The 20,030-nt window shown below is 47.6% G+C and carries 14 protein-coding genes; 3 read left to right on the plus strand and 11 right to left on the minus strand.

The genetic code is table 11. The annotated features are described in order from the left end of the window. Window positions 1–119: 119 nt before the first annotated feature. From C3F13_02845 to C3F13_02855, 3 genes are read left to right on the plus strand one after another with little or no spacing between them, the layout of a single operon-like run. Window positions 120–908 (plus strand): hypothetical protein, encoded by a 789-nt coding sequence (locus tag C3F13_02845; protein PWB56016.1) that lies wholly within the window; start codon window positions 120–122, stop codon window positions 906–908. Beyond that, on the plus strand, window positions 905–1,516 hold the full coding sequence (locus C3F13_02850) for a hypothetical protein (protein ID PWB56017.1): 612 nt from the start codon (window positions 905–907) through the stop codon (window positions 1,514–1,516). The genes C3F13_02845 and C3F13_02850 overlap by 4 nt, the downstream gene beginning before the upstream one ends. 2 nt (window positions 1,517–1,518) lie before the next feature. After that, on the plus strand, window positions 1,519–1,938 hold the full coding sequence (locus C3F13_02855) for a hypothetical protein (protein ID PWB56018.1): 420 nt from the start codon (window positions 1,519–1,521) through the stop codon (window positions 1,936–1,938). Between the two features lie 79 nt (window positions 1,939–2,017). Here the strand turns inward: C3F13_02855 and C3F13_02860 are convergent, their stop codons facing one another. The 11 genes from C3F13_02860 to C3F13_02910 all read right to left on the minus strand — a co-directional run bounded on the left by C3F13_02860 (window position 2,018) and on the right by C3F13_02910 (window position 20,024). Then, a complete protein-coding gene (locus tag C3F13_02860; GenBank protein ID PWB56019.1) occupies window positions 2,018–2,434 on the minus strand; it encodes a single-stranded DNA-binding protein in 417 nt (138 codons plus the stop codon). A 6-nt stretch (window positions 2,435–2,440) separates the two neighbouring features. Beyond that, window positions 2,441–2,725, minus strand: coding sequence for a hypothetical protein (locus tag C3F13_02865; protein ID PWB56020.1), 285 nt, complete (start codon window positions 2,723–2,725; stop codon window positions 2,441–2,443). 19 nt (window positions 2,726–2,744) lie between these two features. Beyond that, window positions 2,745–3,851: a hypothetical protein gene (locus C3F13_02870; GenBank protein ID PWB56021.1), complete on the minus strand. Its 1,107-nt coding sequence runs from the start codon at window positions 3,849–3,851 to the stop codon at window positions 2,745–2,747. 345 nt (window positions 3,852–4,196) lie between these two features. After that, window positions 4,197–4,664: a hypothetical protein gene (locus tag C3F13_02875; GenBank protein ID PWB56022.1), complete on the minus strand. Its 468-nt coding sequence runs from the start codon at window positions 4,662–4,664 to the stop codon at window positions 4,197–4,199. A 212-nt stretch (window positions 4,665–4,876) separates the two neighbouring features. Beyond that, complete coding sequence (locus C3F13_02880) at window positions 4,877–5,674, minus strand: hypothetical protein (protein ID PWB56023.1); 798 nt, start codon at window positions 5,672–5,674, stop codon at window positions 4,877–4,879. Continuing rightward, the gene (locus tag C3F13_02885) at window positions 5,667–7,541 is read right to left on the minus strand and encodes a hypothetical protein (protein PWB56024.1); all 1,875 of its coding nucleotides are present in this window, start codon (window positions 7,539–7,541) and stop codon (window positions 5,667–5,669) included. Before C3F13_02885 ends, C3F13_02880 begins: the two co-directional genes overlap by 8 nt. Further along, the gene (locus tag C3F13_02890; GenBank protein ID PWB56025.1) at window positions 7,538–11,050 is read right to left on the minus strand and encodes a helicase; all 3,513 of its coding nucleotides are present in this window, start codon (window positions 11,048–11,050) and stop codon (window positions 7,538–7,540) included. Before C3F13_02890 ends, C3F13_02885 begins: the two co-directional genes overlap by 4 nt. A 118-nt stretch (window positions 11,051–11,168) precedes the next feature. Further along, window positions 11,169–14,951 (minus strand): hypothetical protein, encoded by a 3,783-nt coding sequence (locus C3F13_02895; protein PWB56026.1) that lies wholly within the window; start codon window positions 14,949–14,951, stop codon window positions 11,169–11,171. A gap of 65 nt (window positions 14,952–15,016) precedes the next feature. Then, complete coding sequence (locus C3F13_02900; GenBank protein ID PWB56027.1) at window positions 15,017–15,337, minus strand: hypothetical protein; 321 nt, start codon at window positions 15,335–15,337, stop codon at window positions 15,017–15,019. Window positions 15,338–15,358: 21 nt separating this feature from the next. Next, on the minus strand, window positions 15,359–15,988 hold the full coding sequence (locus C3F13_02905) for a hypothetical protein (protein ID PWB56028.1): 630 nt from the start codon (window positions 15,986–15,988) through the stop codon (window positions 15,359–15,361). 13 nt (window positions 15,989–16,001) lie between these two features. Next, window positions 16,002–20,024, minus strand: coding sequence for a restriction endonuclease (locus C3F13_02910; protein PWB56029.1), 4,023 nt, complete (start codon window positions 20,022–20,024; stop codon window positions 16,002–16,004). Between the last annotated feature and the right edge of the window lie 6 nt (window positions 20,025–20,030).

The raw sequence follows: 20,030 nt of genomic DNA on the forward strand, positions 1-20,030 counted from the left end.
CTAATTGTGCTTGTACTATTTTTTGTTATCCTATATACTGTCAGTTGCATTTTGTAAGTGTTCCAATGGATTTCTTATTTTTGTGAGCTATTATTTCCTTAGGAAGGCAAGGTGATATTATGCAATTTCCAGAGACAGAAAGGGTTGTGTACCACAAAAATCCTCTAATTGAAGTTATATGCCAACTGCGCTTTCCTCCAATATTATCTATTGAGTCTGAATTACCAACTAAATTCCAGGAGGCAATAAGGGGAGATTACCCATTATTTAACCAAAATGTGGAAATCCAGGTCAAAGTTACTGATGATCCAACCATGAAATTACCAGATATTGTAAATCTTCCACCGACCACCATTAAAAATAAGAACTATGAATTCCTGTCCAGTGATGAAAAGTGGAAAGTTAACCTTACAAATAGCTTTTTATCATTGTCAACAATAGATTATTCGAGGTGGGAAGAGTTCTTTGCCCATTTGAGAATTGCATATCAACCCTTTATTGACATATATCGACCGCCCTTTTTTACACGAATCGGACTTCGTTATCGTGACATGATTAGAAGGTCGTTTCTAGGACTACAAGAATCTCCATGGACTGAGCTACTTCAACCCTATATGTTAGGGCTATTAACTGCACCGGGACTGCGGGAAGCCATCCATAATACCAATCACATTTCTGAAATTGAATTGGATGATGAAAGTATTGTAAGAATCTCTTCCGGAATATTTCATGATCAAAGCAACAAGGAAGACAATTTTATTATTGACAGTGACTTTTTCTCCCTTAATAAAGTTGAGGTTGATAAGTCTATGGAAAAACTAAACTTTTTCAATTCGCAAGCATCCCGCCTTATCCAATGGTGCATTACTCCTAAGTTGCATGCTGCCATGGAACCAGAAAAGATATGATTCCAAAAGATCAAGAAACCACAAGACAAATCTCCTATAGGATTCCCGGTCTATATGAGTTAGCCGACTATTTCGATAACAATCTATCAACAGGTACAGTAAATTTTGTAAAAGAAAACGAATCCTGGGCTGAATTATATAGAAGAAATATAACGGGATCAGCTACACAATACCCGTTTAAAGAATCATTAGCTTTTTCTCAATTCTTGGTTCCTTTGCAGATCAGGAAATTTGTGTCGTCTTGGAATAATACAGTCAGAGATAATATCTCAGTTGATGTTAGTCGCCTACTATCATCTATTGAAAACACTGAGCTTGTAAAGGAAGTGAATTCAATCCTCGAAGCAATTAATTTAAACATCCAATATTTTGATATTCAAAATATACCTGAAATTAAGGCGTTCCAGCTTGAAAATGGTTCCATTGCCCTTGAATGGATTTTAGGGCATTTTCGGATTGGATTTAATTTTGATCCAAAACCAGGTGAATCCGGATATTACCTAATATCTGATTCAACTGCAGGAGAAGTAAGATATTTGGGAAATTTCAACGGCTTGAGCAAACAAAATATTATTCGATCGCTTTTGGTTCTGATTTTTGGGAAGTAATTATGGATTTTCCGGATCACTGTCTTCGTGGCTTAAGAGATAAGGATCACTACACTGAGTACGATAACACTATTACCCTGAAGGGTTACCTCCCTGACACGCGTACTCAACACACTCGCGAAGATAAAGGCTACGAAACATCTATTAATTGGGAAGATACTGATTCGGTTATAGAATTTACTTTGAATACGCAAGAATCTGGGAAGAAGAGTTTTCCTTTCGGAATAGTTCGACTACCATTAGTTGAAATTCAACGTATCATAGATAACGAAGCGACCAAGAACATGATTTCGTACGAGAGATGTCCAGTAGATGGGAATGAATACCATGGAAATATCGTGTTTCAAGCAGGTCTGTCGCAACTCAAGCAAAATATGATCGCAAGCGTCCTTGCGACATATTCATCGAAAGTGCGGAAGTAAGAAGTTTTCAGGAAAGATGCCACACCAGTGCCGCTCCGAGAGGGGCGGCACTGGTTTTTACATAGGAGAGACTTCCTTCCTAGAACGGGATCTCGTTCTCACTGGACGCGGGAGCCAACTGTTCGGCGTGCCCGTTCGCGTCGCCGTTCTTAGAGTCCAGGAAGTCCACCGTGTCTGCGTGGAGTTCGAAGGATGCAGCCGGCGTGCCGTCCTGGCGGTCCCAGATGCGGGGGCTGCCTGTGGAAGGGTCGGCGATTAGGCGGCCTTCAACGTACACCAGGCTGCCCTTGTGGAGGTAACTGTTGCACGCCTCCGCCATCTTGCCCCAGGCGCTCACCTTGAACCAGGTCGTTTCTTTCACGGTCTGGCCGGCCGCATTCTTGTACTTGCGGTTAGTGGCGACCGGGAAATTGGTGACTGGCTGGCCGGAGGGTGAATAGCGCATCTCCGGATCAGTTCCCAGGCGGCCGATGATTTCGCACTTTTGGTGAGACATAACTCATTACTCCTTTATCTGTGGGTGAATTTGAAGGTGATCACGTGCGGTGATCGCAAAGGTCTTGGCATCCACTTCGCCTTGCTCTGTAGGAGGAAACGTTTCAAGAAGGATTTCCTCCCCTTCCGTAAAGCGGTGGAAAACAACGATGAAGTGCTCCGACTCCCGTCGGATCGTCCAGCGGCCCCCCGGAATGGTGGTCAGCAGGGGCGGAGTGGCGCCAGCATCCCATTCGCCGTTGATCGGGAAGTCCTTGCCCCAGATCTGGCGGTTGCTTTTGACTTCGTTCATAGGGCATCATCTTTCCAGGTCAGGCGGGTTGAAGCGAAGCCAGGAGGATCGTGGCAGCTGCCTTAGCCTTCTGGCCGTTTTTATCGCCGTTCGGACGGTAGGTATCGCCGGCGAGGTATTCGAGCACCTTGCGCCCATCTTCGGTCTTGGCCACCTGGTCGAGGGTCATGCCCTTGTATTCGGGATGGCTCTTCGACCCCATCGGGCAGGGAACGGCCATGGCATCTTCCAAAGACAGCCACATAGACGGCGAAAGGACAACATTGCCATCCGGAGCGGGGGCGCCGTTGACCCAGCGCACAAACATACGCTTGGGGTTTTTCTTATCGTTTTCGCCCTCGTAGCGCGGGTTGAACTTCCAGACGATCTTGACGGGCCGCTTCAGTGCAACCACGTACTTGTCCAGCTTAGGGTTCTTCCCGCGTTCGATGGTGTTGTCGCCCTCGTACAATGGCATGGTCTGGAGGCTCAGACTGCAAGCCGCTTCAAACTCACGGACGTCAGTCTCTTCGTTCAGGTATTTGGCCACCCGGCGAAAATTGGCGTTGACGGGGTACAGGTCAACCACCGGCGTTTCGGATTCGTCCGAGTTGACTTTGGCGCGGCGGACAACGAAGCCGATCTCTTCCTCGTGCTCCCCGTCCTCCAGACAGGGCATCTCGACCGAGAAACCCGCCTGCAGCAGGCTGGTTACCGAGGCCATCAAGGCCTGGGCTTCGGCCACGAGGATGGGTTTCTCCAAGGAAAGCGGGATGGTCACCTGGGCGCTCGAGGGGTGAAAGAGCTTCACCCAGCCGCATTCACGAACAAGGTTTTCTGTGGTCATACGATTTACTCCTTTTTCTGTGGGTTGAGTTGAAGCGGGCGCAGTGGCTTCCTGGGGATTCCAGAGCGGAAGCCCGCAGATATGCTTGCAGTCCAGCCCAAATGCTCCGTATCGCCGGTGATCCAGGCAGGTGCAAGTTTTCGAGCCGTCTTCGAAGAGGCGGATCACGTAGGTGTCACGTGGTGTTCTGACTTGCCAGCCACCTGCTGCCGGAAGGAATTCCCATAATCCTTGGGCCACTGCCTCTTCGGCAGACTGCTGCCTTTTCTGATGCTCGAAAGGGATGTCAAATCTTTGCATTTTCCTCCTTCTCCTATGGTGGAATTGCTGCTGACGGATATTCCCGATTTGGGATGTACGTGTATCAGCGCTCAACATGAGCGTGATTAACAAATGAACGGGGATGATTGCATGCCGGCAGACATGTCGCCTGCCGGTGTTTCAATTCGGGGGACGGAGGAGATCCCCCCAAAAAGGAGTTCTGTAACAGGTATGGAGCAGCCCTGCTTTCACAGGAGTGCCGGTTTTTCAAGGTACAAAAAAGCACACGAGAAGCAGCCCATGCTTGGGCTCAAATGCTTCTCGCGTGCAGGTTTCCCGCTGAATGCGGGGCTTAGGAGGAACGGCCTGGAGGCCGGGGGTTGGTTAGCGGTCGGCTGTCAGATCGGCCAGATCGACGCCGGCCTGGATGGGTACTGCCGGAAGTTCGGGTTTCTTCTTGGCCGGCTTACCCTTCTGGTCAGGCTTCGCCTTGGGGCTCTTGATTCCGGAGAGCAGCTTTACGCCGGTTGCCAGAATTTGGGCCGTGGGCCGGCGGATGACCAGGGTGCTCAGCTCACCGGGCAACTCGACACCGTCGTGAGACTTGGCAACCACCATCTTAAGCGGCTCGACGATGTCGCGCCCGATGATGCGGCCGGAGACACTCAGGAGCCGGCCGATCTTGATGTGACGGGGGTCAAAGTCCAGGGACGGATCGATCTGGACCGTCACGTAGTCCGAAGAGGTCTTGCCATCCTCTCCGAGACGGTGGTTGGCCAGGCGCATGTAGCGCAAATCCCGGTGTTCCCAGGAACGGGCGAGATATCCTTCGAAATTAACCTGGTTGATCATGGTTCTTCTCCTTCTGTGAAATGGGAATTAAACGCAAAACGCCACTTTGTCCGGCAGGAAATGCTGCGAACGAATGTGGCGTGTCTGGCTAACGAAGGGGGTTATTCAATTGTGGCCGGATGACCGGCCAGTTAAAGATAGCACTAACGTTCTAAAATGTCAAGGTTTTTTCAACCAGTATTGTTTTCACCACAGCACAAGCAGCCATATCATTACACCTGATATTTCTTTAGCGTTGAATTTAGAATCATGGCATCGAATAATCTAGTAATTTGCTCACCAATTCCCCCATCATCAATCAACACGCCCATTTCCATGTTCAACCCCATCGCGAAATCGGTTAGGTTAGCGCTGGAAATAAATACTTTCTTTCGGTCTGCCACCGCTATTTTCGCATGTAAAGAACCAAATTTCCCATCTTGAGTATGAAGGCGCTTTTCCAATGGCCAGACATAGAAATTGGCCAATCGAAACATACTACTTGAGAAAGCCTTGGAGCCAGCAACAGATATTTTCCCTTGGGCCTCGGTTGAATCCTCCAAGCATATCGTTACTTTAACGTTATGAAGGATAGCTCTTTCAATAGCATCAATAATTAGTTGGGCCTTGTATACAGCGAAGCTGACAACTAACAATTGCTCTTTCGCTTCAGAAATTAATTCTAAGAGGGCTTGATCTGTTCTACGAAAACTTGTTGGAACATCTTCGGGTCCAGTCCAAATAAGTTCAACAGGGGAAATACAAGATGTTTGATATGTATGCAGAGATGAGTTGATACAAAACGCAAAGCATTGTGAATTCATTTGGGGGTTTGTGCTAATCCAGCAATCAAGCAATTCCACAAGCTTCGCTTTTGTTTGAGGACCATGAATCAACGATAACAATTTCGTTCGTTGAATGGTACTGGGATCTTGCCACTTTTGGATCTCAATTATCACTTCCTGAACAGTTTCAGAAGGTGTAGTCCTGACAAAATTGGATATCAACGTGGCTAAAAGTGGCTTATTCATGAGTAAAAAAAAGGTGATCTTCGTGATTGACGGTTGTGACTAGAACCGAACGATCCAGATAACGATTCCCCTTTTCGCAGGATGTCTCAGGAGAGAAAAGGCAAGAATGACAGGCTGCCGCATGAACAGTGGATGCACCATAACCCGGCATATGTTCTGCACACGTTGGATCGGATGCACAAAGGCTGCATGCCTCTAAAGCAACAGCAATATGTCTTTCAAGATTTTGAGGTTCTCCCAAGCTTACTAGACCTCCTAGCGTACCTTCCGAGTCTGGTGCGGACGTATAAAGGAGTATCCCTGCCATCGGAATACCTGGTTGCCCAGGATTGTTTGAATATATTCTCTCGCGAATGCTTGCTTGGGTATATCCGCACTCCATGGCGAACTGGCGCATGAGTGCATGACTGAAAGAGTGAAGGAGGACATATCGCAATCCAGGATAATTTGCTTCTGGATTATTAATCATTCGGTTTCGTCGCCATTCTACATGAGCCTGGAAGAACATTTCTTCCCAGGACTTTATGACGGGTTTTGCAAGCCATTTGAGAATTTCATCTTCCTTGAATTGAATGAATATACCTTCCCCACGAACTTCAATAGCAGGGATCCAGGAAGGCCTCTTTCTTGAAATTGGAGAGATGACTTGGATTTCTTCCTCGTCACTTTCCGCCATCTCACCAGGAGAATCGATTCGCGTGAATCCTGCTAAGGCTCGAACTTCTCGTAATCGTTCGACGAGAACAACCTGAGAGAAAATCCCCCGATAGAGATGTGGTGGGTCAACTGGTTTTAGCCGAAAGTCTGGCGTTTGATTCTGTAAACTCGGAGTTGTGAACGCGGTCCATTCCGGAAGCAAGAGGTTTGGTCGTTCTTCAGGCGTTTCGTTTGGCGCCGAGATGATCAGTCTCTTTTGTAATGCATCCCATATTTCAGATAAGGAATATTCTGAAAATGCTTTCAGTTTTCCCCATTTCTCCAAATAAGCCAATTCGTCTGCCTTTTCCACCCGCTGTAGCTCACCCCAGTTTTCAGCGACTAGATTATCCAATTTATCTGCTGTTGTAGGAATAGATATAGTGTTCAAAACAAATGGGAACCAGATATTGCTGGCCCCAAGCAGGATAGCCCGCACATGAAGCTCGCATCCATCAGGGTCATAATCATGGAGGTGAGGCCTTCTCCCTTTACAAATAGGCATCTTTTCACGGTTCTCCCTGCCAAAGGCCTCCGCCAGCTGTCGTTTCTTTCCGCAGATATTACACTCAACATAAAGATCCCTGGCCTCCCCTGATGGACCGTATTCTGATAAGGTCAGGCTTTTATGATCATATTTTGTCTCATCAAAATCGTGAACATATTCCACCCAGGGGAAGTCATCAAGATGGCCGTTTTCACAGCACACAAGGAAACGGGCAGGAAGAACAGTGGGCTTATTCGCTCTTTGGCAATTTACATGCTCATAGTGAGTTCGGTCAGGATGGTAATAATCAACTTTGAGTTCAAACAAATCGGAATGGGTAGGAGCCAGGATCTGACACGAAGGGCATACCATCCATTCGGGAAATGTACTCACGGGAACGCCGATATGCGCCTCTTTATCAAAAGGATTCGGTCTTCCGCCTTGGTCCGGAACGGTTGGAAGAGAAAATAACCGCTGGACTTGATCACCCAAATCGCTTCGAATAGCATTGAGGAGACGCTCCTCTTGGATTTCACGGACAAACTCTGGCTCTACCGGCCAATCATCCAAACCAGAAACAATGGCGGACAAGTGAGGCAAGTCAACAATCGCTCCAACGCCATAGGTATAAAGCAATTGAGATGGATTGAGCTCACCGACTTTAATATTATTGGGCTTGGTCATTGTGCTGCCTTTTGTCCTTGGTCAGCTCCTGAAGTCATCTCAGGAGTCTCAATCTCATAGTTGTTCAAAATAAGATTTACGGATGGTTCAACATCTCGCAGTGATGTCAAGCAGGTAAATAAATCACGAACTTGTTTGTTGGGGGTTTCGAGTAAACCCAATGTTCGCCCGTCTTCTACGCCTTTATAACCCAGCTTAGCACCACTGCCAGCAAGTTTGGCGGCACGAGCAAGCCAATGATCGAGCCGACTGTTCAATTCGGCTCGGACCTCTTGTTCGACTTTTGGATTTCCAGTTACCAGGCCGGCTCTGCGACTGATTTCATCAACTGCCAGCTTTACGGTAGGGTGTTCACGGTCCAATAATGCTGCACTCTCATTACCATTGAAGTCAAACCCATAGAGGCGAAGGAACGAGACTAACAAAGCAGAAATTCCACGGTCAATCGCGCGAGGAGAAAAAGGGGTGACGGAGAGTGCTTCGACTTGCTGATAGAGCGTTGCATGATAATGCTCAAAACGCTCATAATGACTCAAGTCTCTGGGCCGCGCCCAGTTGTAAACTGTTATGACCAAGCCGGGGTAACGTCTGCCGATGCGTGAAGTTGCCTGGATGTATTCGCTAGTGTATTTGGGTTGTCCAGCTACAACCATCAATCCCAAGCGTGGCACATCTACCCCAACAGAGATCATATTCGTAGCCAATAAGGTGTCTATGGGATATTTTGACGGGGCAACTTTTTCGCCGGCCTTACGTTTTTTCTTGCGCTCCTCATCCCGGATCGGGTCAAAGGTCGTCCCCAGTCGATCAAGAATCTCAGGAATATCGGTCGCACCGATACGCGAGGTCAGCTCGCTAATGCTATAGGTATCCAAGTTGCGGTTGGCCAACCCGCGTCTTCCCATGTTCCGCAGACGGGTACGAATGGCATCATCGAGAACCCTTCGGAGGCCGCCCAGGTCACGCATAGCATTGAAATAACCAACAAGAGTCATATATGGATCGACCAGGCCACCATACTTCTCGTACAACATTTGGGCAGCAGACAACGCGGCTACATATGAACGGATCATCACAACTTTTAATCGTGAGCCAGGAGCGCAAATTCCTAAATACATTCTCCCCGGGTTACTCTCATCAGGCGTACGTTGCCGGGAGAAGAAATTATCCGAAATCAGCAAACCATTGGGAGGAAAAATATTGGTCTGGCGAAGGTAGAGATTATTTATTTGGGCCGGTGCTTTACGAATAGTTGCAGAGGATGCGATCACCTTCGGACGGACAACATGCCCATCTATATTCCAGCTGCACAAATTATCTACAGCGGTTTCATATAATCCAACCAGCGTTCCAAGTGGCCCATTGATCAGGTGTAATTCATCCTGAATAATCAAGTCGGGAGGGCGAAGACAACATTTTTCTTCTGTAGAAGCTGCCGGAAGTCCAAATGTTTTATCCGCCGGGTGGGAATTCTTGTCTTCAATATCGGGTGATCGATATCCGTGGCGTGAACAATATCCATTGACGCGCCCAAACAGCATTTGCGCTTCGCCCTTCCAGGGCATCTGGGCGAACTTATCTACAGTAGCGATCAGTAACGAAGGTAACCGACGGTAGACTTCTTCGTCCACCACCAGGATTGGCAATCCTTCACGCTTTGCATTCTTCTGATTGAATAAGCATGTGTTGGATGGACAATACACAATCGTTCGGCATTGCCCATGTTTATAAGTTTCGACAACGATATCGCTGCCAGGGTTGATCGGTGTACCGCACCAGGGGCAGTTGGTTAATTGGTGAGGCGAGCCCTGACCTCCGGTTACTGTGGAGCGGAAGTAACCAGTCTTTCGATATTCTTTGACGATTTCATCACTGGCAGAATTCCAGTTAGGAGTGCTGCGTTCCCCCACCCATAATCCAATCCGGAACGGTTCACTCCCCCATACAGTTGGTTCTTCCCTTCTGATGCTTTCGCAAGCGCAGATCAGGGCTGCAGCACGTTGAAACTGTTGCAAGGTCAGCAGCCTGAGAGTGTATCGCATTAGAACAGCCACTCCGGCGCTACCATCATAACCGCCAACCATTCCTTGCAAACGACGCATGGCAAGAGTGAAAGCTGTCAGACCAAGATATGCTTCAGTTTTACCACCACCAGTTGGGAACCAAAGCACATCAGCAATGGCCTGAGTAGGGTGACTACGTTCTGGAGAAAGCGGGTCTGCAAGACCTGGAAGGTTCAACAAGATAAATGCTAATTGGAATGGATACCATGTCCGGTTTGTCTCCACATCCAATTCTTCGATGGTTTTATTTTCTTCACGGCGGACGGACTCGGAATGCAGGGTATGTATACGCTGCAAAGCCATGGCACGATTGGCAAATCGAAATGCTTCAGCTGCCTGATGATTCGAGGCCAATAAATCAATTCCTGCTTGGATGCGCTTGAGATTCTGCCAACAGATATCAATAGTTTGCTGCGCAATGTCAGCATAGGGCCCGATGCCTCTCGAACCTTGTTTCAACTGAGCTTCTAGGTCTTTTATCCAATCCGAATAGGCGGAAACAAGAGGAGCTAAAGCCTTCTCAAGCTCATTGTCGCCTAATCCAGATAAACCTTTCATATCCAAGACCAGTCCCCGTAACCCAGGGATCTCCATGCTTGTTGGAGGTGTCACGCGGGGCAGTTCAAATAAAGGAGCTACAACGGTTTTTAGCGATATGGCCTGATCAAATGATCCGGGCGCTAATTCGGCATGAACTGCCACCCCATGGCCAACAGCAAATTCCACCTGTTCCCGGTAAAGCATGCCCATTGCAACTTCTTCTTCGTCGGCATGAGCATTATGCTGGTTCCGTCGACGGCGGAAGATGGCTGAGCTGTCCGGCGCGCTGACACGCAACTCGGGTTGGAATAACCAGGCAGTATCACGCAATTTCTTGGGCTCTTCCTGTGCATTGACCAGGAACAGTGTAATTACCCACTCCCCATTGCGCTGACGAAGCAAACCATCCACATAAACATCGCTGAAGTTAGGATTAGGCACCCAGCGTGGCATGCGTCCAGGTTTCAGCGCAATTGGCTTTGATGATGCAGTTACCGGGATGCGTTTCCACACCATCCGTGGCTTCTCAAGCTCCAATCCTAATTCTTCGCTTGAATATTTTTCATATCGACCCCATGAAGCGTGGATTTGGATGGCTGTAGCCGATGCATCCAAGGTGAAGGTTAACCCCATGGAGGAAGGAAGCAGAGTAGAGTTTCGAATCGTGGGTTGTTCTACCACACCCTCTTCACCATCGTCGTCGGTTACCGCCAGATCCTCTTCCTCCTCTGGAATTACGCTTTGGCCTCGAGGGGCCAATAACCCGAGGATGTATCGATCTCGCACATAGGCTTCATCGACAATTTCCTCGTCTCCGCCGGCCGGACCAAGCAGATCATGCAGGATGAGATCCTCCAATTCTTGGCGGATTTGATTAGCGCTGGGAGGTTGTAAGGATTCTGGCATATTAGCTACTCATGAATTCTTTTCATTGGCCATAACATGGCCGAAGGATAAAATTGGCATTTTCATTTGCGTAAACAGAAATAATTGTATACTTTTGCTCTTCCTATGAAATCTTGTGTCACCAAGAATCTTCTTCTAGTTGTGCGCGAACATCCTCGTGGCGAGCATAAGATAAATACTCTCCGGTAAGTTTATCTAAAACAGCAGCAGTTCGTGGCCAATTGGTACGAATTGCATCGGCGTACTGTTTGTACTGATCTGCTAGCTCCCTTTCTTGGGTACCCCCATCCAACAAGCCTCTTGAGGTTACGCCCCGATTGTTGCTAACGCCCATCATGAAACCGCGATTTATTTCATCGCTGTTTATAGATTCCATCAAATCACGAATAGGGATAGCGGGCCACGTTCCATCGGATTCCTTTGGAGAATGGCTAAATACCTGCCCGATCGCAAGGTCAGACACCTTCACTCTTTTATGCTGAGCCGAAAGTTCTCTGACCTTCTGAACCCAATCATTCAAGGCAACCGAATTGATTGATCCGTTATTCTCCATTCCAGGAATCAAATTCCATCCGTGAAGCAACTCATAGCACGATATGGCCCTGGCACTTTCATCTTCTGAAAGCTCCCGCTTATCTTCACCTTCAGCGCAATACGCTAGACATAATACTTCAATAAAAAATGCGGGGTTCAGTGAAAGTTCTTTGTTGAGGAATTTGGGACCTCTTCCGCCACGATTGGTTAGCACTCGGATCAGGGCAAATTCCAAATAGGCAAGCCGCGATTCGTCAATTTCCCCTGTGCGTTCAATGGCTTCAAATAGCTCATCAATATGATCAAACACTCTCCATTCGCCATCATATTCGGGCTTTGTTCTAATTGCCATCTCAAGCGCATCCATGGTTGATGTTGCAGAAATGACAGAGCCTATTTTGTCAATATGCATAGTAACGATATCCAGAGCAACATGCGGGCGCTTATTCTCAAGCAGTTTCTGGATAGCCATCCTTAGATCGTCTATCTCAAACGGGTTTGGGCGTAGCGTCATCCAATACCTTTCACCAACCCTTTCCCCGAACGTTTCTACAAATTTCCATGTCTGCGTTTTAGGCGACAGACATATAAAAAACTCTGCTTGTTGCTCGGGAGTGCAGCTCCGGAAGACGGGTGTACTGGTCTTTTTTATAATCCAGTCCCACCCCAACATTTTTTCGCGCATCACGATAAATCCAGTCAGAAACAACTTTTGGAAATTATGCTCGCTATTCAACAAACTCAAAAGAGCATCTTCGTTTTGCTCAGCAACTTCAGATTGTCCTGCAGATACTCCAAAATAATAAGGGTTTTCAACTTTCTCCATCATTTCAATTAATAACGAAATTCCGCCCGTTTCCAAGACTACTTTTACTGCCTCGATTCTTTCTTTTGTGATTGCGGCCTCACGAGACTTCCAATCTCGGTCAAAATCTCCGATTAGTTCTACGTGATTACTAAATAGCCATGCATAACGGGCTATAAGGTCTACAGGCGTTAACCATTCGTAGATTTGATTAAGTCTATCTACAACTTCAGATGGTAATGCCCATTGCGCCTTTGAAAATTGTTTGTGCTTGGCAACAAGGCTACGCAAGGCTGCCCAGATAGCAACCTGATCTTGAAGCCCTAAGAATTTTTGATCAATATGCTCAATGTGAAGAATAACATTTTCCGCATCTTCCTTGCGCAGATGACCAATACTTTCAATTAGAGACTTCCATTGTTTTCCGTCGTAGCCTACATCTTCATGCATTCTATTTACTATTTCATGGGTTGCAGTCCATATTTCTCCCCATGTAACTGAAGGTCGTTCATCGGGAACCCAGTCACGGTAGCGCGGAGACGGCATTCCCATCGAGACTGCGTGAGGTTCAGGAAGTAAATTGGACATCAATTTCCAAGCAACAACACCTTCCCTCTTTCGCAACATATCCAAAACCCGGAGACGCTGTTCGAGCGACGCGCTTGTTTGAGGAAGCCAAATAAGAAATATATCCTTCAAACTATTAGAAGGACGATTTCCCAATCTTCCTCCGGGGTCCAGCCTGTCTAGCGCTGCCAGTATAAGAGCTGAACGAGCTATATGCTCTGGACTCCAAGCCAACAATTCTAGCGCTGACAGTAAACCTGGGTAAGTTGCGCCATAAAACATCGGGCTTTCAGGTTCTTCAAAAATGTTTGCAAGAGTAGGGCTAGAACCACTTACGGCTTTATCGGCAGCATCTAAAAATTGATTTGGAGAAGCCTCTGCAAGCAGTCGCAGGACTGGCGATAGCGAAGACCATATTTTCCAATTTCCACCGGCATCAGTAAACAACTTATAAACGACTCTATCCACATATTCTTGCGGCGAAGTTGAGTGTCCCCAATTCGTAACTGCACTTCGTGCTCCAGCAATTGCAAGTGTATCCGTTATTCCTTCCCGCAGATTATCGGAAAACGAGAGGGCTTTTCCATGAATAGCGGCACTCCACCTTTCGTTTATTGGCATATCTAAACTTGGATTGATTTCGCCGAGGATACAAAGCGTTAACTCTTCAAATCTTTGTAAATCGTCATAGCTGATATACCTTGAAAGCAATCCCCAGGCATCTTCTTTCGAATTTAATATCCAAATACCACCAACCAGCCGCACTGGTGGGTCAGACTCATTTGACCACCTTACAAGTTTGGCGATGTAATCTTTATAGGGGAGGTTTGCAAGTTTTTCAATCGCGGAGCGATCGCCTTCCTTCACATCGCTCCATTGTCCTAGAAGCAAGGCGGGAATGATTTCTCTGGCATTTTCTGGTCGTGACCATTCTGGCTCAAGCAATTCTGGGTGAGTGGCAAGTTTACGGCGAAACGCCATAAGACTAAGCCTGGCTATCCTAGCCAAGGATAGCGCACGCTCTTCTGGAAGTCCCAATTCCACCAGGGCTTCTTTTAGTTGAAAAATGTGTTGTCTGGGTAATTCGAAGGCGGTTTGCAGAGAACTCTCGCCTTTTCCAAAGGGAACCAGGACCGAATGTCCGCCTTGGACAGCGCGCTCAATGGTGTTCCCGGCATTAAATCTCGGTACAAGGATAAGTTTTCTTTCGGAAACACTTAACTGAGTGAAACTTTCTAGGTCATTGACCAATATAATCCTTGATAACCATATAATGCGTTCTTCACTGGGTTTTTGCTTAATAGTTGCTGCAAGAAATGAGATGGCTTCTTCCCGCGTATCAGACTTAAGCGTGAAAATCGTTGCGTTTGAGGAAAGCCAGCGATCTACTTCACTTATTGCATCATCTCGCCCGGATGTCAATACTTTAGGACTTAATATGGGCTGAGTAGCGCTTGACCAATTTTCCCAAAACGCATCTAAATCTTCTACATTTTTAGGGTGCTTGCCAAGCAGGGCGGAAGCCCAAATATGAGCAGAAGGGGCTAGTTCCATCCATTGTTCCAAATCATCTGCATCATAAGCACGGACATCGCGCCAAAAGCCATCCTTCTTCTTTTCCTCGACCCAATCTGCTTTTTTATTCCAGCGGCGCGGGGTTACAAAAACAAAAGAAGTGGTTGCAGGGTCAACATCAAGAGGTTCATTTCGTCTTTTTTCGTAATCGCCATCCGCTTTTCCTTTGATGTCTCTATCGACTCCCATTTCCCAAACAGAACAACCATCAGGAACAAATGCGTTACCATTTTCCACGATAAGGAAACCATCATAGCCTGGAACTTGTATGCCTTCTTCCGCCGGGAAGCCAATGCGTTGAATTCGATCTATTGTCGCGTGAATTAATCTCCGTAATAAGAGTGGCAAACGACTGCGGGCATCAAGACGATCTGCCCAGCCAACTAAATCAATCGCCTTAATAAGCGTTTCAAGTGCCATCTACAACAACTCCATCTGCACATTCATTGACTTGGACTTTAGCTTCCAACCCATTTTGCTTTTAGCTATTTTTTCTTCAGTAAAAACCTGTTGTTCTCAATCAGTTCCAAGATTAATTTCGGCGGGTTGTTTGCATACCATGGAGCCAAGCTATTCTTGATCATCCACCGTCCGATCTCAGCACTGATCAACTCGCCGCAGGTTTTCGTCCAGAAGGATTTCTTGGCAACATTGATCTCTACCGGGTCAGGTTGCCCATCGAGGTAGACGAACACTGTTTGCCATTCCTTTTGGAAATAACGGTTGCGATCATCGACGTTAATTTTGACGCCGTATCCGGCGCCGGAGGGGAGAGGGGATCCATTGGTCCATGGTGTGACAATCATTCTTGCCTCCGAAAAAAAAAATCACAAATTCTTTTTTCTGCCATTTACGAACCTCTCTAACTCAATCTCACTATTATTGTTGAAGTAGTAATTCAATTTTAGATGGTATAGGCTGGTCAATCTTTTCAATAGGTTACGAATAAGAGCCTTTTTCATGCTCATGCTTTCGTTTTCTTCGCGTACGTGATAAGCAAGATAATAAAAATTCGACCAGAAAATGGCAGCTGCATCAAAATCAATAGGATCGGCTGAACCAACAAGCGAATAACAGCCCGAGTTCCTTAATACTGCATTGGCTAACTCGTGGTTCTTATGATTCACAACCTCGCAGGCCGACACAAATACGCGCTTTTCCCCTAATTTACCTTGAACAAAATGCTGGAATTCACCAATGGCCATTTCACCAAATTGAAATTCAAACAGTTCTTTTCCTCCATGGGAAGATATATGCAAATATCGATATTTCTTGTTCACAAATATCTGCAATGCCTCGCCAAATTCGTTACGAGTGGCCACATACTTATAAATTGGCTTTCTTCCACCCATTCTTAAAATCCGGGCAATCAGATCACCTTCCTTACGTTTCTGAGCAACATCTTCAGCCCGCAAAGATTCGATGATGAAAACTTCTGGAACAGTGTCTCTTGTCATCAATCACATCTTCCTAGAAAAGTTCATATTGCCCCTTCTCTTCCGCTACCTTTTTTCCACCTTTCTTCCCTTTCTCCTTAGCCTTCTTCTCCTCGTGCAGTCCTGCCTTGATCTCTTCCTCATACCTCTCATGATTCAACTTTAGCAGCCTCGCCAACACTTCTCTTCTTGCTGCCTCGCTGATCGTAAACCGCACTCCCTGCGCTGTCTCATGGAAGCCGTGCCCCAAATCGAGATCGCCCCATCCATACGCGCTAGCAACCGCCTGATCCATCTCAACATGCAACTCCCGTAGGCGGACAATATCTTCAGCGCTTTCTTTCGGGTTGTGGAAGCGGTTATACGTGGGCGTCAGCCCCTCCATACGCGCTAGCATAATTTTGCGACGATGTTCGTGATAGGTTTCGCCAATTTCATCCAAAGTTATGATGTTGTTTTTTGGGAAAGGAAAATTTTGAAAACAATCAGTTGGTGCATAACTTAAGCCTTCTCCAAGTGTGGAACTGTATTTCCAGACCCAGGCATTATGAAAAGCCGATTGCATCACAGCAAATTTATTCGCATCATCATATGCAAACAAAACTATTTTTTGGTTATAGATCCAATCTACAGGAACAAAGGAAAACGCAACGGTTTTGCTTGTTTGAGCAATTATTAAAACACGTTTAAGCGATGAAATCGTTCTATAAAGTTCAGGTCTGGTTCTCTGAAATAACCACCAGTTTTCTTTTGTTCTTTTTTCTTTATGGTGCTGCCTTTCTGGATATACACGCTCACGAACTATTTGCAAACATAATGGATATCGTTCGGCTTCACTCAAACTCCAATCCCTAAAGTAAATTACCCAACGAGTTGGACTTTGGTCAGGGCTAGAATTCAAATCATCGCCATTCAGGTAAGGAAAGAGAACATCTTGGTTTTGGGGGTCATTTTTGATTAATTCTTTTGCTTCATCAATACCAACAGCGAAACCGATTCCATCTAATTTTGAACCCGTAAAACATTTACTATCATTCTCAGATAATGTTTTCGGATCACCACCAAAAATGTCACTATCGAGCTTGGGAGAAATCTGTTCCACTTCAGAGTTGTTCAAATATTTTTTTCCGCTAAACTGTTGCTTTGTAATGTGTATAACACTTACAAAAACACTGGCTGTTCCAACCCATGGAATTGAAGAGATTGCCGTGTAAATATCTCCACCTTTATTAACAATAGCATCTAATCCAGTAACCCTTGAGTCCCCTTGGGATATTGTGTTAGTTGCTATTAATCCCATACAACCTTTGATACGCATTTTCTCAAATGAACTCAAAAAGAATAATGAACACAAATCAGCTCGATTGCCAAAGGTAGGATATAGGCTCTTTAATCCAATCAAATAATTTGTCCCAAGTTCGGTGCTAATACGTGTTCCACCTAAAAATGGTGGATTTCCTATAAATGCACTAAACCCACCCCTCTCAAATACTTCAGGGAACTCAAACTCCCAATGAAAAACCCTTTCTTTTTTAGCAATTGCCAAGGTACGAGCAGCATCTGGGCGTTTTCCCGCATTGACTTCACCATCTAATTCGCCCGCCATGTAGGGGAACAACAAACTCAATTGCAATTCTTCAATCTCGCGGTCGCTCAAGCCCAACAACCGCGCACCCATCAACAGGTCACAGCCGCGCTTGATGTGCGCCATGGCGGCGTCGGCTTCTAGGAGTAATTCCGCTTTGTGCTCAATATCGCGTACATCCACCACTTCAAACTGTTCAAGCAGAAGCCGCTTTTTACGAGCCGTTTCCAGGTCGGATTCCAACTGTGCATCAAAGAGCGTTGCAGCTGGCTCACGCCATCCATGCGCCCAACGCAGGTAATCATCCGCACTTGCCCCCACCAGCGAATCCCCACATTTCAAGGCATGGTCGAGAAAGGTGAACGGTCGACCTCTGTCCATGGTGGTCAGCCAGATGGATAACTTGGCGATCTCCACCGCCAGTGGGTTCTTATCCACCCCGTAAATGCAGCGATCTGCCACCAGCCGGCGCGCCAGGATCATCCGTTCGTCGTCGTCTTTAGGAATGATCTTCTCGCCCAGTCCGCCTTTCGATGGTTTCCCTTCCGGCGTGATCTGGATTCCCCCTTCACAAGCGATTGCCCAGGCTTCGGTCAATCGTTCGGCGAGATACCGGTCAACCTGTACCAGGAATCCTGCCGAACCCATTGCCATGTCACAAACTTTCAGAGAGAGGATCTCAGCTGCCGAGTGCAATTTCCATTCTTCTCGCGGCAGCCCTTCGGCTGGTCCAATATAAACCAGGGGCTCCAGCGTGTGCTGCACGATCGGCTCAGTCAAACTGCGCGGGGTGTAATGGGTTCCCGTTGCACGCCGCGTCGCGCCGGCAGTCACATAGACACCACCCGGCAGGAAAACGACCGGGTAACCAAAATCATCTTCCCGGATCAGGCCTGCATACCGTACCACGCGGTCATAGATTCCCTGGTCATTGTTGCAGGCAATCATCAAACGCTGGCTGGCAAATACCTCCGGTGTTTCATGCAGCAAATTTCGCAGCGCATTCTCTGAGCGTCCGGTTTGCTCCTTTAGATAAGCGAGGAAGTTTTTCTCGCCTTTGGCTTCTTCGGCGAGAAGGACTGAAAGGGGGATCTCCGGTTCCTTGTCACGGGTCCCGCTCAAGCCCAGAACAGGCTCCGTTGCGCGGACGGCGATATGATCCAGCAGACCTTCATACACATGACCGATCTGCTCCACATCAAGAGAACGGAACGAGAGCCGGCGGGCTTCAGCTGGGCCTCCTCCAGGCACCTTCACCCGCAGGACTTGCAAGGCTTCCAGCAGGTGTAGAACGGTGCGGTTCGATATGGGAAGCACAATGCCATGGTTGTCATCCGCAGCTGATGAACGGCCTTCCAGGAATGGATAATGATCCGGATCGAACAAGCTGCCCCCGTAAGCAGGCAGCGTTAATCGGTCATGGTGGATGCCGTCATGCACCGCTCGAAAGGTTGCCAGCAACCGGCACCAGGCATCGAAGCGGCGTTCCAGCACCTCTTCGCCCAGTTGATCGGCCGTTTCCCTGAGCTGGGCGCGCAAGGTGGATACCGCATAGTTCTGGTCGTAGATCGGATCGCCCAGTAAAAGCAGATCCCGTTCCTCAGCTGAAAAGAGGAATACCAGACGCATCATCACGGTCAGCGCCGCCTCATATAGCCTGGCGTCCGAAATGTTCTGTACCAATTTCCGCCCGCTGTCTTGGTCAGCCTTATCCACAGCACGGATCAGCACCTCGACCGCCCGCCGCACCTGGTAACCCAACTGGTCGGTGACTTCCTGCTGCTCATTGACGCTGTCCTTGAGCATGCCTTCCAGGGTATCTTCATCGGCTGCTGAAAAGAACCTTGGAGCACCTAGTAAAGAGGTGAATGCTCGCAGCGTGAGCGGCTCTTCAAGCCACAACGCCGCATACCAGGAAATGAACGCGCTGGTTTCGCCTTTGGGTGCATGCACCAGCATCCATTGCTCGCCATTCGTCACCAGTCCAAGGGAAACGCCTGTGGCACGCAGCAGTTCAAGCATGCGCATGGCAGGGGATGCTTTCCACCGGTGGTCGTGCGTAGTTTTTTCCAGCCCCTGGTTGAAGGGGTGGATCTGGACAAGCATGCGCGGTTTTGAGGATGGGGCGTTATCCGCGACGACCAGGTCAGGATGCAGCGTCTCTCCTTGCTCTGCGATGAATGCCTTCAGGTTGGCAGGTACCGCCGGACCTTCCAGCAGATTGGCTTTATCAATACCTAGAACCTGTCCTAGCACATATCGCACCCATACCGTATGGATGGCAGTTGAAGGACGCAGGCTGTTTTGATCATCCAGCCACTCCTCATAAGCCAGTCGCAGTTCGGCCAGACCATCACGATCGCTCGCATCTAGCCCCTGCGGGAAGACGCGCATCAGCACTGGCAGGCTTAAAAATGGTCCGGATACTTCAACTAATGAGAGCCATTCATTGTGGTGTCGGGCGATGGACATGGGTTA

Source organism: Anaerolineales bacterium (assembly GCA_003105035.1).
Classification (GTDB): Bacteria; Chloroflexota; Anaerolineae; order Anaerolineales; family UBA4823; genus FEB-25.